The organism is Nocardia rhizosphaerihabitans, assembly GCF_014646295.1.
Taxonomy (GTDB): domain Bacteria; phylum Actinomycetota; class Actinomycetes; order Mycobacteriales; family Mycobacteriaceae; genus Nocardia; species Nocardia rhizosphaerihabitans.
The window spans coordinates 191,185-204,829 of sequence record NZ_BMNE01000008.1; the positions used below are offsets into that span (position 1 = coordinate 191,185).

Consider the following 13,645-nt stretch of genomic DNA (forward strand, 5'->3'; position numbering starts at 1 on the left):
GGTCGCGCCGACCCGTGCCGAACAGGCATTTCGCCCATGATTCCGGGCCTCAGTTCGTGCGGTCCGCTGCTGTTTCGTGCGATCGGGCGCGCAGCAGGAGCGGGATGCCGAGCGGCGCCAGGCCGAGGAAACCCCAGACCGCGGACGCGGGCAGACCGAGGAAGACCGCGTGCGCGAGCGTCGAGCCGAGCCAGGTCCATCCGAACACGGCCACCGGGACCGCCACCGACGGGTCACGGGCAGGCGGAACCAGCCGGTCCAGCACGGTGAGCAGCAGCGCCATCACCGCGGCAACCAGCGCCCAGCCGAGATAGTTGGTGTACGGGATCTGCGGGAGACCGGGCAGCCCCGCGTCGGTGACCTGCCAGGTCCACTGGCCGTCGGCCACCATCTGCGGATCGAGGAACAGATCCCAGCCGACCGCACCCACGACGAACAGCCCGGCGCGTCGCACTGCCGACCCGATGCTCGCGTCTCGGTGCACGAGCAGACCCGCGACGATCCAGATCGGGTAGAGCCCGCCGGTCCAAGCCAGGGGGACCACCAGCGGAACCTCGGCGAGCGCGGGTCCGATCCGGTCGACGGCATAGGCGTAGTCACCGAACGGGAACCCGGTGGCCGTGCCGATGACCTCGGCGGCGAGGCCGAGACCCGAGACGATGACGAAGAACCCGACGGCCCAGCGCCATCCGCGGGTGGTGGCCGCGTGCAGCACGGCGGTCGCCGCGGAGAGCACCACGACGGTGACGGTGATGCGATCACGTGCCGTGCCCGCACTCAGCGGATAGGCGATCTGGACCAGGACCAGCAGCATGGCCGTGACAGCGGGCGTGACAGCGGGAAGGAGGCGGCGCGGATCGGCGCCCGCCCACCCGCGGACCGCGCGACCCGCGTCGCTCACACAACGTCGGAAGCCGCGTGTGTCGATCACCGCCGCCGCCTACCTGCCTGCCCGGCAGCGGCCAGAAGCCCGGCATCCGCATCAGGGTGGGCGTCCGTATCGGGCTTCGACTCCCGAACGCCCGGCATGGCGCTTCTCATCGTCTGCGCGGCAACGAGAATCGGCGAGTTCGTCGATCGCCGAGGACCAGCCGCGCGGCACTGCGCCCACTGGCACCGGACACCCCACCGCCGGGATGGGTGGACGCACCGGTCAGATACAGGCCGGGAGCGCCCGGGACGCGCTGACCCGACAGCTCGGGCAGCGGCCGCCACAGCATCATCTGGTCGAGCGACATCTCGACGTGCATGACATTGCCGCCACGTAGCCCCATTTCCCGTTCGAGATCGACCGGGGTCTGCACGAACCGCTGCCGCACCGAGGACGCGAATCCCGGTGCGTAACGGTCGACCTCGCCGATGATCCGATCCGCCTCGCGCTCGGCGTGTGCTGCCCAGTCGCTGCCGTCGGCGAGCTCGTAGGGATGCCACTGCGCCCACAGCGACAGCTGATGTTCGCCAGGCGGCGCGATGGTCGGGTCGAGGGCGCTGAAACTCATCGCCAGCACCACCGGTCGCGGCGGCAGCGAACCGGCCAGGGCCGCGCCGTGGGCCAGGCGCAGCTGGCTCCGGTCCGAGACGAGGAACTGCAGGCCGCGGGCGGATTCGGCGGGGGAGGCGCCGGGGTATTCCGGTAGCCGGTCGGTGGCCAGGCGCACCACCATGCCGATGCCGGGGCCGACCCGGATCCGGCGCTGCCAGTCGTCGAGGGTGTCGGTGTCGAAATCGCCCGCGCGCAGCAGATCCAGGGTCGCCAGGATGTGGGAGCCCGCGACCACGGTGTCGGCGTGCAGGTTTCGCCCCGATGCGGTGGACACCTGCCAGCCGCTGCCGGTGCGGCGCAGCGCGGTGACGGCGTCACCGGTGTGCAGTTCACCGTCGTCGGAACGCAGCCGGGCGATCAGGGCCGCGCTGAGCGCCCCACTTCCCCCCACGGCCCGGCCCGGCGGCAGGGTGTGCATAAGCGCGGCGAAACCGGCCATCGGCGCCGAGCCGGGTTCCGACATCGGCGGACCCGACTGCGCGCCGAACCAGGCCAGCGACGCCTTGAGCCGTTCGTCGTCGAACCAGTAGTCCAGCAGCGCGTCACCGGACTGCAGGAACTCCCGCGACAGCGCGCTGCCGCCGTCGCGCGCGTCCAGCCCCCAGAACGAGCGCAGCAGCCTGCCCGGTGTCGGCGGACCACCGAAGGACCGCATCACCCGCGCGCTGCGCTCACCCCACACCGAGACGAAACGGCGATAGGCGTCGGCGTCGCGTTCACCGCAGGCCGCGGCGATCGACGCGCAGGTCAGATCCAGATCGCGATGGAAGACGATCGGCGGGCGTACGCCGTCGGACGGCGTGAAACCCCATGGATCGCAGTCGATGTAGCGCAGCCCGAATCGCTCGAGCTCGAGCTCCTCGATGATCCCGGTGTGCCGGATCATGATGTGCGCCGAGGACCCGCGATCCACCAGATGGCCGGGGAACCGCTCGACGGTCGACACCGCGCCGCCGGGCACCTCGTCGCGCTCGAGCACCTGCACCCGCTGCCCGGCTCGCGCCAGATAGCAGGCGGCGACCAGCGCGTTGTGACCAGAACCGACGACGATCGTCGTTCCCGCCGACCTCACGCTCGGCTGCCGGAGGCGGGCAGCGGCAGCCGCCGGCCCAGGATGGCGAACGGCCTGGTGTCGCCGGCGAACACGAAATTGCGGATCACATCGGTGAATCCGGCCCGCCGGTACAACCGCCACGCCCGGTTGGCCTCCTCGGGCACCTCCGGCGTCGACAGCAGCACGGCCGCCTCCGGCCGGTCCGCCAGCAGGCGCTCGAGCAGCGTCGACCCGATCCCGCGACCCTGCGCGGTGGGGTGCACGTGCAGTTCGGTGAGTTCGAAATAGTCGGCGAGCAGGTCGCGAGCGGCCGCTTCCGGCCAGCCGCACCGGCGCATTCCGGTGTGCACCTGCTGATGCCACCACTGCCGCGGCGCGCCGCTGTAGCCGTAGGCGATCGCGACGATCGGGGCGGTGCGCAGGTCGACCGAGCCCGAGTCGTCGGGGAGCAGGGCGGCCACGGCGCGCCAGCCGGCGCGGGTGGTGTGCTCGGTCCACATCGGCGCGCGGTGGTGTTCGGTGCCGCGGGGATAGTCCATCGCGGCGACATACACCGAGAGGGCGTCGTGCAGGCGCGACCGCAGGGCGGCGACGGTGAGGTCGACGACGACGGGTGCGGGGGTGTGATTCGGCTTGACGGCTGTCATGGCTCTCGTCGATGGCGCGCAGGCGCGGAAGTTGTCGGTGGGTGTCCCTATATTCAATCTCAATTCAAACGTTCGAATGCTTGTTCGATCTGTGCGAGGGGCGAAAGGGGCAGCAGATGGCTGGTCGCAACGATGGTCGGGAGCACGCGGGGCACGACGGTCGCGCGGGCGGGCTGCTACGTCAGGCCGACGCCTTGCTCACCGATTCGGCCTGGGAACACGAGCCGGGCGAGCGATTCCGCACCGCCTACCTGGCCGCCCTGCGCGGCGCGGGCGCGATGATCGCGCTCACCGGCGCCGACCGGGCGCCGCGGGCCAGGTCGCGCAGTGCGTGGGTATTGCTGAGACGCGCCACACCCGAGTTCGCGATGTGGGCCGATTACTTCGAGGCCCATTCGCAGCTGCGGGCCGATCTGGAGGCCGGATTGGACCGCGCGATCACCGACACCCGAGCCGATGAGTTCTGTTCACGGGTCGGCGCATTCCTCTACGACGTCGACGATGCGCTGGTCGCCGCGGCCAAGACACGCCCGCAGCCGAGTCGCGACCGGGACATGACTGCTTAGTTATCACCGAGTAGGTGGTACGGCTTCGATCGAACTCGTATCATGGGGAGCAGATAGCCGCCAAGGTCGGCTACCCGTCGCCTACCCGGAGGCGACCAGCCACGCCTAGTGCCGGGGGAGGTACCGTGCCACTCTCCGAGCACGAGCAGCGCATGCTCGAACAGATCGAGAGCGCTCTCTATGCTGAGGATCCGAAGTTCGCCTCGTCCGTCCGCGGCGGACGACTTCGCTCCACGTCGAGTCGACGCAGACTGCAGGCCGCGGCGTTGTTCGCCATCGGTCTGTTCCTGCTCGTCGCCGGCATCGCCGCCCCGTTCAAGCCGGGCGGTTTCCCGATCATCAGTCTCGTCGGATTCATCGCCATGTTCGGGGCGGGTGTCCTGCTCATGATCGGCAATTCGCGCAGGTCCGCTCGTCCGGACTCGACCGAGACTCCCGCCGCGGGCAGTGGCCCGTCGGGTGGCTCGACCGGGCGCGGTGGCCGTCCCCGCAAGTCGGGCGGCTTCTCCGAGCGGATGGAGGACCGGTTCCGCCGAAGGTTCGAGCAGGAGTAGCTCGGCTGTAGCCGGAGCGTAACGGCATCGAAGGCGGCGCCGCACCCGATCGGGTGCGGCGCCGCCTTCGTCTGTCTCCGGTGCCTGCCGTCCGCCGGGCCTGTGGTCAGGGCGGTTCCCCCACCTTCCCCACCGTTCCCCACCCTGCCCCCGCGCGGCCCTCCGGCGGGCGCCGACGCCGGTCGCACCTGGGATGTTTGCTGAACGTTGTCGGAACCGCGGGTTGCCGACCCGCGCGGGTTGCCCGAACACGCGATAACCCCGAATCTCGGTGATAGCTGGCATGACCTGCGGAATTGTGTTGGCGGGGAGCAGGATCACCCGGGGTTTCGATTGAAAGTGGGGGAAAGTGGGGTAATGTGGGTCGCGCACTACAGGAGAGGCCGTACGGCGAGGTGATCCAGTAGGGAGGTGGCCGAGATGTTTCTCGGTACCTACACCCCCCGATTGGACGACAAAGGGCGACTGACGTTGCCTGCGAAGTTCCGAGACGATCTGGCGGGAGGGTTGATGGTCACGAAAGGCCAAGACCACAGCCTGGCCGTGTATCCGAAAGATGAGTTCACCGCGCTCGCGCGGCGGGCCGCGGCGGCGTCTCGAAGCAACCCGCAGGCAAGGGCTTTCGTCCGAGCGCTGGCGGCGGGCACCGACGAGCAACGTCCGGATGCACAGGGCCGGATCACGTTGTCGCCGGACCATCGACGCTATGCGAATCTCACGCGTGATTGCGTGGTGATCGGTTCCGTCGACTTCCTCGAGATATGGGACAAGCAGGCGTGGGAGTCCTACCTCGCCGAGCACGAGGAGGACTACGCGCAAGCCAGAGACGAGTCGCTGGGCGGGATCTTCTAGCCCGGAGCACGCGAGTGCTGCGAGGCCTCTGCCCGGGCGTGGACCCTGACGTACTTCCCCGACGCCAGGTGCCGCGCCTCGGTCAGAGACCTCGACGCATTCGCCGGTTCCATCGCAAGGGCGGTGGAGCAGCTTCATTCAGACCGCAATCTCATTCGAAAAGCACTGTGTGGCAAGGCGACCCGTCTGCGACGCGAGGCAGTATCCCGGGAGGTCGAGGTGAACCATGACACCGAGAACCCCCGTCATGTGCCGGTCCTGCTCCAACGCGCCGACGAACTGCTCGGGCCCGCGCTGAGCGAACCGGGCGCGGTCTACATCGACGCGACCCTCGGCCTGGGCGGGCACGCCGAACATTTCCTGCGCACGTATCCGAACGCGCACCTGGTCGGGCTCGACCGCGACACCACCGCGCTGAAACTGGCAGGCGAGCGGCTCGCGCCCTACGCCGACCGGATCACCCTGGTGCACACCCGCTACGACGGGATCGCCGACGCGCTGAATCAGGCCGGACTGCCCGAGATCGGGTCCGTGTCAGCGATTCTGATGGACCTCGGGGTGTCGTCGATGCAGCTCGACGAGGCCGATCGCGGCTTCGCCTACTCCGTCGACGCCCCGCTGGACATGCGGATGGACCCGACCACCGGCCCGACCGCCGCCGACGTGCTCAACACCTACAGCCACGGCGACCTGGCCAGGGTGCTGAAAACCTATGGCGACGAACGGTTCGCGGGCAAGATCGCCTCCGAGGTGCTGCGCAGGCGCGCGGTCAAGCCGTTCACCACCAGCGCCGAGCTGGTCGAACTGCTCTACGACACCATCCCGGCCGCGGCGCGGCGCACCGGCGGTCATCCGGCCAAGCGCACGTTCCAGGCCCTGCGGGTGGAGGTCAACGGTGAGCTCGATTCGCTGCGCGCCGCGCTGCCGGCGGCCCTGGATTCGCTGCGCGTCGGCGGGCGGATCTGCGTCATGTCGTACCAGTCGCTGGAGGACCGGCTGGTCAAGCAGGAATTCGCGCCACGCATCGTGTCCAGATCACCGATGGACCTGCCGGTCGAACTGCCCGGCATGGGACCGGAATTCCGGATGCTGACCCGAGGTGCGGAGAAGGCGACCGAGTCCGAGATCGAGGTCAACCCGCGATCCGCGCCGGTGCGGATGCGCGCGGCCGAACGGATCGCGGAGAGGTCAGGGAGGACACAGGAGGGGACACGATGAGCGTGCGGACGAGCACCGTCGCAGTACCGGGGCGTACGGCCCGTCGCGTCGAGGCGGCCGAACGGGTGAAGTCCGGTGCCGCACAGCGGGCCTACGCGCGCAAGCGCACCAGGGAGCAACTGCTCGACGGCATCGAGCTGCCCGAACGGGCATCCACGATGGCCGGGCGGATCCCGTTCGTCACCGCCATCATCGGACTGCTCGGCTGCGGCCTCGCCCTCACTCTGTTGCTGACCACCCGCGCCGCCGAGGACAGCTACCAGCTCGGCGACGCCAGGGCGGTCAACCGCAAGCTCGCCGACGAGCGGGCCGCGCTGCAGCGCGAGGTCGCCGCCGCCGACTCGGCCCCCGAATTGGCCGCGCGCGCCAGGGAACTGGGCATGATTCCCGCCAAGGACCCGGCCCGGCTGGTGCTCGGTCCCGGCGGTGAGGTCACCGTCATCGGCACGCCGACGCCCGCCCAGGGCGCGCCCGCGCCGCCGCTGAACAGCCCGCCCACCACGACGCCCAGCGGTCCGCCGCCTGGACATTTGCAGGCACAGGGGGAGCGGGTGGTTCCGGTGCAGCCGGGCGCTACGCTCGCGAGTCCGGCCACGCCCAGCGGTGCGCCGGGGAATACCCCCGCCGCGCCCGAGGGCCAAGGTGGCGCCCCCGCCCAGCCGCAGGCGCCCGTGGTCTCGCCCCAGCCCGCGGCGGCACCGGCGCCCGCGCCGCTCGCCCCGGCTCCGGTCGAAGCGACGGCGCCCGGTCAGACCGTGGATGGTCAAGCTCCGGCGCCGGTGGACGGCCAAGCTCCGGTGGACGGCCAAGCGCCGGCGCCGATGGCTCCCGCGGCCGGTCGAGCGCCGGTGGACGGTCAGGCGCAGACCGACACGCCGCCGCCCGCACCGGGTGTCGCGGTCGGACAACCGAGCCCCGCGGCCCGGCCACCGAGTGAGACGCCGCAGATCGTCGCCCCGGAGGGCGGTCGATGAGGCAGAGCGGGCCCGCGTCGCCACGGCGACGCGGGCCGGTCTCGTCGAGGGCCCGCCGTTCGGGCTCGCTCTCGCCGGACCGGCCGATCCGGTTGCGCCTCGGCGTCGGCCGGGTCACTCTGCTGGCCACGCTGGCGGTGGTGGCGTTGCAGCTGCTCTACATCCAGAGCATCGCCGCGCCCGCGCTTTCGGCGCAGGCCGCGTCGCAGCGCACCACCAAGGAGACCGAGGCCGCCGTGCGCGGCCCGATCACCGACCGCAACGGCAACCGGCTCGCCTTCACCATCACCGCGAAAGCGCTGACCTTCCAGCCGGTCCGGGTGCGCCAGCAGCTGGCCGACGCCAAGAAGGCCAAGTCGAGCGCGCCCGATCCGGAGCAGCGGCTGAAGGACATCGCGAAGTTCGTCCACGACAAGCTCGGCGCGGCAGCGCCCAAGGAAGAAGAGCTGCTGGACAAACTGCGCAGCGACAAGACCTTCACCTACCTCGCGCGCAATGTCGATCCGCGGGTGGCCTCGGAGATCATCGCCAAGTACCCGGAGGTCGGCCAGGAACGCCAGGACCTGCGCGAATACCCCGGTGGAGCGCTGGCGGCCAATGTGGTCGGCGCGACCGGGTGGGACGGGCACGGCCAGATCGGCCTGGAATCCGCGCTGGACTCGGTCCTCGCAGGCACCGACGGTTCGCGCACCTACGACCGCGGCTCCGACGGCGCGGTGATCCCGGGCAGCTACCGGGATCAGCAGCCCGCGGTCAACGGTCACGGCGTGGAACTGACCCTCGACGAGGACATGCAGTACTTCGTCCAGCAGCAGGTGCAGCAGGCCAAACAGCTGTCCGGCGCGTCCTCGGCCTCGGCGGTGGTGCTCGACGCCAAGACCGGTCAGGTGCTGGCCATGGCCAACGACAACACCTTCAATCCCGCACTGGGACCCCAGCATTGGGCCTCGGCGAACATGAGCAACCCCTCGGTCTCCGAACCGTTCGAGCCCGGCTCGGTGAACAAGATCGTCACCGCCGCCGCCGCCATCGAATACGGCCTGACCACCCCCGACGAAGTGCTGCAGGTGCCCGGCTCGATCCGGATGTCGGGCGTCACCGTCAACGACGCGTGGCAGCACGGCACCGCGCCGTACACGACCACCGGGATCTTCGGAAAGTCCTCCAACGTGGGCACTCTCATGCTCGCGCAGCGCGTGGGCGAGGACCGCTTCGCCGAAATGGTCGACCGCTTCGGCCTCGGCAAGCGCACCGGGATCGGCCTGCCCGGCGAGAGCCCGGGCCAGGTGCCCGCGCGCGACCAGTGGTCCGGCGGTACCTTCGCGAACCTGCCCATCGGCCAGGGTCTTTCGATGACGACGCTGCAGATGACCGGCATGTACCAGGCCATCGCCAACGACGGCCTGCGCATTCCGCCGCGCATCGTCAAGGCCAGGATCGCCCCCGACGGCACCCGCACCGAGGAACTGCAGCCGGACGGCGTGCGCGTGGTGAGCCCGCAGACCGCGAGCACGCTGCGTACCATCTTCCAGGCGACGGTCCAGAAGGACCCGATGGGCTACCAGATGGGCACCGGCGCACAGGCCGCGATCGAGGGCTACCAGGTGGCGGGCAAGACCGGCACCGCGCAGAAGGTGGACCCTGGCTGCCGGTGCTATTCGACCTCGTCGTTCTACATCACCTTCGCCGGGCTGGCGCCCGCCGACAACCCCCGCTACGTGATCGGCATGATGCTCGACGCGCCGGTCCGCAGCTCCGACGGCACCGGTGGCGGGTCGGCCGCGCCGCTGTTCCACACCATCGCCTCCTGGGCGTTGCAGCGCGACCGGGTGCCGCCCTCGCCGGAGCCCAAGCGGCTGGTGCTGGAGGCCGGGCTCTAACTCTTCGCCTTGGCACAACCCGCGTTGTCCGTCCGACACCGCGCGTCGGTAACCTGACTGCTCGTCTCGCCCACGCGCTCGATCACTCTCAGAGAGGAGCCTTGTGCCCGCGCAGTCCAGCCCGCACGCGCTCCGGCCGAACACGCCGCCGTCGACGTCGCTGCAGGCCCTGCTGGACCTCACCGGCGCCACGGTGGCGACTCCGGTGACCACCGAAACGATCGTCACCGGCATCGAGCAACGGTCCAATGCCGTGCGCTCCGGTGACCTGTTCGCCGCCCTGCCCGGCGCCAACTCCCACGGCGCGCGGTTCGCCGCCGACGCGATCGCCCGTGGCGCGGTGGCGGTGTTCACCGACGCCGCGGGCGCCGCCCTGATCGGCGAGGTCGCCGTACCCGTCCTCGTGCGCGAGCAGCCGCGTGCCGTGCTCGGTGAACTCTCCGCCGAGATCTACGGCCACCCGAGCGACCGGCTGCGCATCGTCGGCATCACCGGCACCTCCGGCAAGACCACCACCTCGTACCTGGTGGAAGCCGGGCTCGCCGCGGCGGGCCTGTCCACCGGGCTGATCGGCACCATCGAGACCCGCATCGGCGGCAGGCGGGTGCCCAGCGCGCTCACCACGCCCGAGGCGCCGCAGCTGCACGCGATGTTCGCGGCGATGGTCGAGCAGGGCGTGCAGGCGGTGGTGATGGAGGTGTCCAGCCACGCGCTGGCGCTGGGCCGGGTCGACGGCGTGCGATTCGCGGTCGGCGCGTTCACCAATCTGTCGCAGGACCACCTCGACTTCCACGCCGACTTCGAGGACTACTTCGCCGCGAAACGCAAACTCTTCGAAGCGGATTCGCCGATCGCCGCGCGCACCGCGGTGATCTGCGTCGACGACGAATGGGGCACCCGCCTCGCCGGTGAGCTGACCGCGCCGGTCACGGTATCGACCGTGGGCGCTGTACCTTCTGGCGCCGCAACCGAGGGCCCTGCGTGGTCACGCTCCGCTACCTCCTCCGGGCCCGCCGATCGCCGCGCCGCGACCTGGCAAGCCGGTGACGTGCAGGCCACCGGCGGCGCGCAGGAGTTCACCGCGGCCGGGCCCGACGGCGAGCTCACCGTGCGGCTGCGGCTGCCCGGCCGCTACAACGTCGCCAACGCGCTGCTCGCCGTCGCGACCTGCGCGGCCGCCGGCGTCGATCCGGCAGTGGCCGCGCCCGCGCTGGCCACCGTCGACGTGCCGGGCCGGATGCAGCGGGTCGAGCGCGGCCAGGACTTCCTCGCCGTCGTCGACTACGCGCACAAGCCCGCCGCGGTCGAATCGGTCGTCGCCACCCTGCGCGGTCACCTCACCGAGGTCGGGCACGGCAGGCTGGCCGTCGTCGTCGGCGCCGGTGGCGACCGGGACGCGGCCAAGCGCCCGCTGATGGGGGCGGCCGCCGCACGCGGCGCCGACCTGCTGATCGTCACCGACGACAATCCCCGCACCGAGGACCCGGCGGCCATCAGGGCCGCCGTGGTGGCCGGTGCGCACGAACTCCCGGCCACCGACCGCGGCGAGATCCGCGAGATCGGTGACCGCGCGGCGGCCATCGCCGCTGCCATCGCCTGGGCGCGTTCCGGCGACGTGGTGCTCATCGCGGGCAAGGGCCACGAGGCGGGTCAGGAGATCCAGGGCGTCAAGCATCCCTTCGACGACCGCGAGGTGGTCGCGGCGGCGCTGGAAGCCCTGCAGACACGACACAGTCCGCAGACGGACTCGGAGGACTTGACGGTTTCATGATCGAGATGACACTGCGGGAGATCGCGGACGTCGTCGGCGGCGAGCTGCACGACGTACCCGACCCTCAGGCACTGGTGACCGGTTCGGTCGAATTCGATTCGCGCCGAATCGGTTCCGGCGATCTGTTCCTCGCGCTGCCGGGCGCCAACTCCGACGGACACGACTACGCCGCCGCCGCGGTCGCCGCGGGCGCGGTCGCCGTGCTGGCCGCCAGGCCGGTCGGCGTGCCCGCGATCGTCGTCGCGCCCGACCGCGGCTCGGTGCCCGCGACCTCGGTCGCGCTGAGCCACGACGACGACGGCTCCGGCGCCGCCGTGCTGGCGGCGCTGGCCGAGCTGGCCAGGGCGAGCACCCAGCGGCTGGCCCAGCGCACCGGACTCACCGTCGTCGGCGTCACCGGGTCCTCCGGCAAGACCTCGACCAAGGATCTGCTGGCCGCCGTGCTGGCGCCGCTGGGCCCGGTCGTCGCGCCGCCCGGATCGTTCAACAACGAACTCGGTCACCCCTGGACCGCCCTGCGCGCGGGCCTGGACACCAAGTTCCTCGCACTCGAGCTCTCGGCTCGCGGCCCCGGCCACATCGCCGCGCTGGCCCGCATCGCGCCGCCGCGCATCGGCGTCGTGCTCAATGTCGGCACCGCGCACCTGGGTGAGTTCGGCAGCCGCGAGGCGATCGCCCAGACCAAGGGCGAGCTGGTCGAGGCGCTGCCCGCCGACGGGCTGGCCGTGCTCAACGCCGACGACCCGAATGTCGCCGCCATGGCGCCGCGGACCAAGGCCCGCGTGGTGAAGGTCGGCCTGTCCGGTGACGCCGACGTGCGCGCCACCGACGTGGTCACCGACGAGCAGGCCCGCGCCAGGTTCACCCTGCACGCGGGCGGGCAGTCCGTGCCGGTGCAGCTGGCCGTGCACGGCGAGCACCACGTCGGCAACGCGCTGGCCGCGGCCGCCGTCGCGCTGGAATGCGGCGCCGACCTGGCGACGATCGCGCAGGCGCTGGCAGGCGCAGGCGCTGCCTCGGCGCGCCGGATGGACGTGCGGACCACCGCCGAGGGCGTCACCGTCATCAACGACTCCTACAACGCCAATCCCGATTCGGTGCGGGCCGCGCTCAAAGCGCTGGTCACCCTGGCCAAGGCGGGCGAGGAGCCGCGCCGCAGCTGGGCCGTGCTCGGCGAGATGGGCGAACTCGGGGACGACTCGGTGATCGAACACGACGCGATCGGACGCCTGGCGGTACGCCTGGATGTCGACCGGTTGATCGTGGTCGGCACCGGACGGCCATCCCGGGGGATGCACCAGGGTGCGGTGATGGAAGGCTCATGGGGCGAGGAGTCGGTCCTCGTACCCGATATCGACGCGGCGATCGCGCTGCTCGACGACGAGATCGCCGCGGGCGATGTGGTACTGGTCAAGGCGTCGAAGGCGGTCGGCCTCTGGGCCGTCGCCGAGCACCTGACCGGGGCAGGGGAAGGTAGTACGGCTCGATGAGGCAAATTCTGTTCGCGGCGGGGATCGCACTGGCGGTGTCGATCCTGTTGACGCCGTTGCTGATCCGGGTCTTCGCCAGACAGGGCTTCGGCCAGGAGATCCGGGTCGACGGCCCGGCCAGTCACCAGGCCAAGCGCGGCACCCCGACCATGGGTGGCGTCGCCATCCTGATCGGCATGTGGGCCGGTTACCTCGGCTCGCACCTGATCGGCATCGGCTACGACGCCGAGGGCCCGACCGCCTCGGGCATGCTCGTGCTCGGGCTTACCACCGCGCTGGGCGTCGTCGGGTTCCTCGACGACTTCATCAAGCTGCGCAAGCAGCGCAACCTCGGGTTGTCGGCGGCGGGCAAGTACATCGGCCAGATCGGCGCCGCCGTCATCTTCGCCGTGCTGGTGCTGCAGTTCCGCGGCGAGAACGGGCTCACGCCCGGCAGCAAGCACATCTCCTATGTGCGCGACATCTCGACGGTGTCGCTGGGCGCGATCGTGTTCGTCATCCTGGTCTGCCTGCTCGTGGTCGCCTGGTCCAACGCGGTCAACCTGACCGACGGCCTGGACGGTCTGGCCGCCGGTTCGATGAGCCTGGTGCTCGGTGCCTACGTGATCATCACCTTCTGGCAGTACCGCAACGCGTGCTCCACCGCACCCGAAGCCGGCTGCTACAACGTGCGCGATCCCCTGGACCTGGCGCTGGTGTGCGCCGCCGCGGCCGCCGCGTGCATCGGCTTCCTGTGGTGGAACGCCGCGCCCGCCAAGATCTTCATGGGCGACACCGGATCGCTGGCACTGGGCGGCATGCTCGCCGGGCTGTCCATCACCACCCGCACCGAGCTGCTGATGGTCGTCATCGGCGCGCTGTTCGTCGCCGAGGCGGCGTCGGTGGTGCTGCAGGTGGCGGTGTACCGCACCACCCGCAACCGGTTGTTCAAGATGGCGCCGTTCCATCACCACTTCGAATTGAGCAAGTGGGCCGAAACCACGGTGATCATCAGATTCTGGATCCTGGCAGGCATCGCCGCCGCCGTGGGTCTCGGGCTGTTCTACAGCGAATATCTCTCGCAGGTCGGGTGAGGACGAACATGGTCGAACACTCT

At 70.7% G+C, this 13,645-nt stretch carries 12 protein-coding genes; 9 read left to right on the forward strand and 3 right to left on the reverse strand.

The annotated features are described in order from the left end of the window. Nucleotides 1–49: 49 nt before the first annotated feature. The 3 genes from IEY60_RS29030 to IEY60_RS29040 form a co-directional block, all read right to left on the reverse strand. Entirely contained in the window at nt 50–814 is a 765-nt protein-coding gene (locus IEY60_RS29030; RefSeq protein ID WP_189033739.1) for a carotenoid biosynthesis protein, read from the reverse strand. A gap of 223 nt (nt 815–1,037) precedes the next feature. After that, nucleotides 1,038–2,615, reverse strand: a complete 1,578-nt coding sequence (locus IEY60_RS29035) for a phytoene desaturase family protein (RefSeq protein WP_189033685.1) — start codon at nt 2,613–2,615, stop codon at nt 1,038–1,040. Next, a complete protein-coding gene (locus tag IEY60_RS29040) occupies nt 2,612–3,244 on the reverse strand; it encodes a GNAT family N-acetyltransferase (RefSeq protein ID WP_189033686.1) in 633 nt (210 codons plus the stop codon). The genes IEY60_RS29035 and IEY60_RS29040 overlap by 4 nt, the downstream gene beginning before the upstream one ends. A 116-nt stretch (nt 3,245–3,360) precedes the next feature. On the opposite strand from IEY60_RS29040, the gene IEY60_RS29045 reads away from it, so the two are divergent. The 9 genes from IEY60_RS29045 to mraY all read left to right on the forward strand — a co-directional run bounded on the left by IEY60_RS29045 (nt 3,361) and on the right by mraY (nt 13,622). Next, a complete protein-coding gene (locus tag IEY60_RS29045) occupies nt 3,361–3,810 on the forward strand; it encodes an SAV_6107 family HEPN domain-containing protein (RefSeq protein ID WP_189033687.1) in 450 nt (149 codons plus the stop codon). 125 nt (nt 3,811–3,935) lie between these two features. Continuing rightward, nucleotides 3,936–4,364, forward strand: coding sequence for an SCO2097 family morphological protein (locus tag IEY60_RS29050; protein ID WP_189033688.1), 429 nt, complete (start codon nt 3,936–3,938; stop codon nt 4,362–4,364). A 420-nt stretch (nt 4,365–4,784) separates the two neighbouring features. After that, nucleotides 4,785–5,216, forward strand: coding sequence for a division/cell wall cluster transcriptional repressor MraZ (gene mraZ / locus IEY60_RS29055; RefSeq protein ID WP_189033740.1), 432 nt, complete (start codon nt 4,785–4,787; stop codon nt 5,214–5,216). A gap of 219 nt (nt 5,217–5,435) precedes the next feature. Further along, on the forward strand, nt 5,436–6,434 hold the full coding sequence (gene rsmH / locus IEY60_RS29060) for a 16S rRNA (cytosine(1402)-N(4))-methyltransferase RsmH (RefSeq protein WP_189033689.1): 999 nt from the start codon (nt 5,436–5,438) through the stop codon (nt 6,432–6,434). Further along, the gene (gene ftsL, locus IEY60_RS36025; RefSeq protein ID WP_229740218.1) at nt 6,431–7,408 is read left to right on the forward strand and encodes a cell division protein FtsL; all 978 of its coding nucleotides are present in this window, start codon (nt 6,431–6,433) and stop codon (nt 7,406–7,408) included. The genes rsmH and ftsL overlap by 4 nt, the downstream gene beginning before the upstream one ends. Further along, a complete protein-coding gene (locus IEY60_RS29070; protein WP_189033690.1) occupies nt 7,405–9,288 on the forward strand; it encodes a peptidoglycan D,D-transpeptidase FtsI family protein in 1,884 nt (627 codons plus the stop codon). The genes ftsL and IEY60_RS29070 overlap by 4 nt, the downstream gene beginning before the upstream one ends. A 103-nt stretch (nt 9,289–9,391) precedes the next feature. Beyond that, nucleotides 9,392–11,059, forward strand: coding sequence for a UDP-N-acetylmuramoyl-L-alanyl-D-glutamate--2,6-diaminopimelate ligase (locus IEY60_RS29075; protein WP_189033691.1), 1,668 nt, complete (start codon nt 9,392–9,394; stop codon nt 11,057–11,059). Then, on the forward strand, nt 11,056–12,549 hold the full coding sequence (locus IEY60_RS29080; protein WP_189033692.1) for a UDP-N-acetylmuramoyl-tripeptide--D-alanyl-D-alanine ligase: 1,494 nt from the start codon (nt 11,056–11,058) through the stop codon (nt 12,547–12,549). Before IEY60_RS29075 ends, IEY60_RS29080 begins: the two co-directional genes overlap by 4 nt. Beyond that, nucleotides 12,546–13,622, forward strand: a complete 1,077-nt coding sequence (gene mraY, locus IEY60_RS29085) for a phospho-N-acetylmuramoyl-pentapeptide-transferase (RefSeq protein WP_189033693.1) — start codon at nt 12,546–12,548, stop codon at nt 13,620–13,622. The genes IEY60_RS29080 and mraY overlap by 4 nt, the downstream gene beginning before the upstream one ends. Nucleotides 13,623–13,645: the final 23 nt, after the last annotated feature.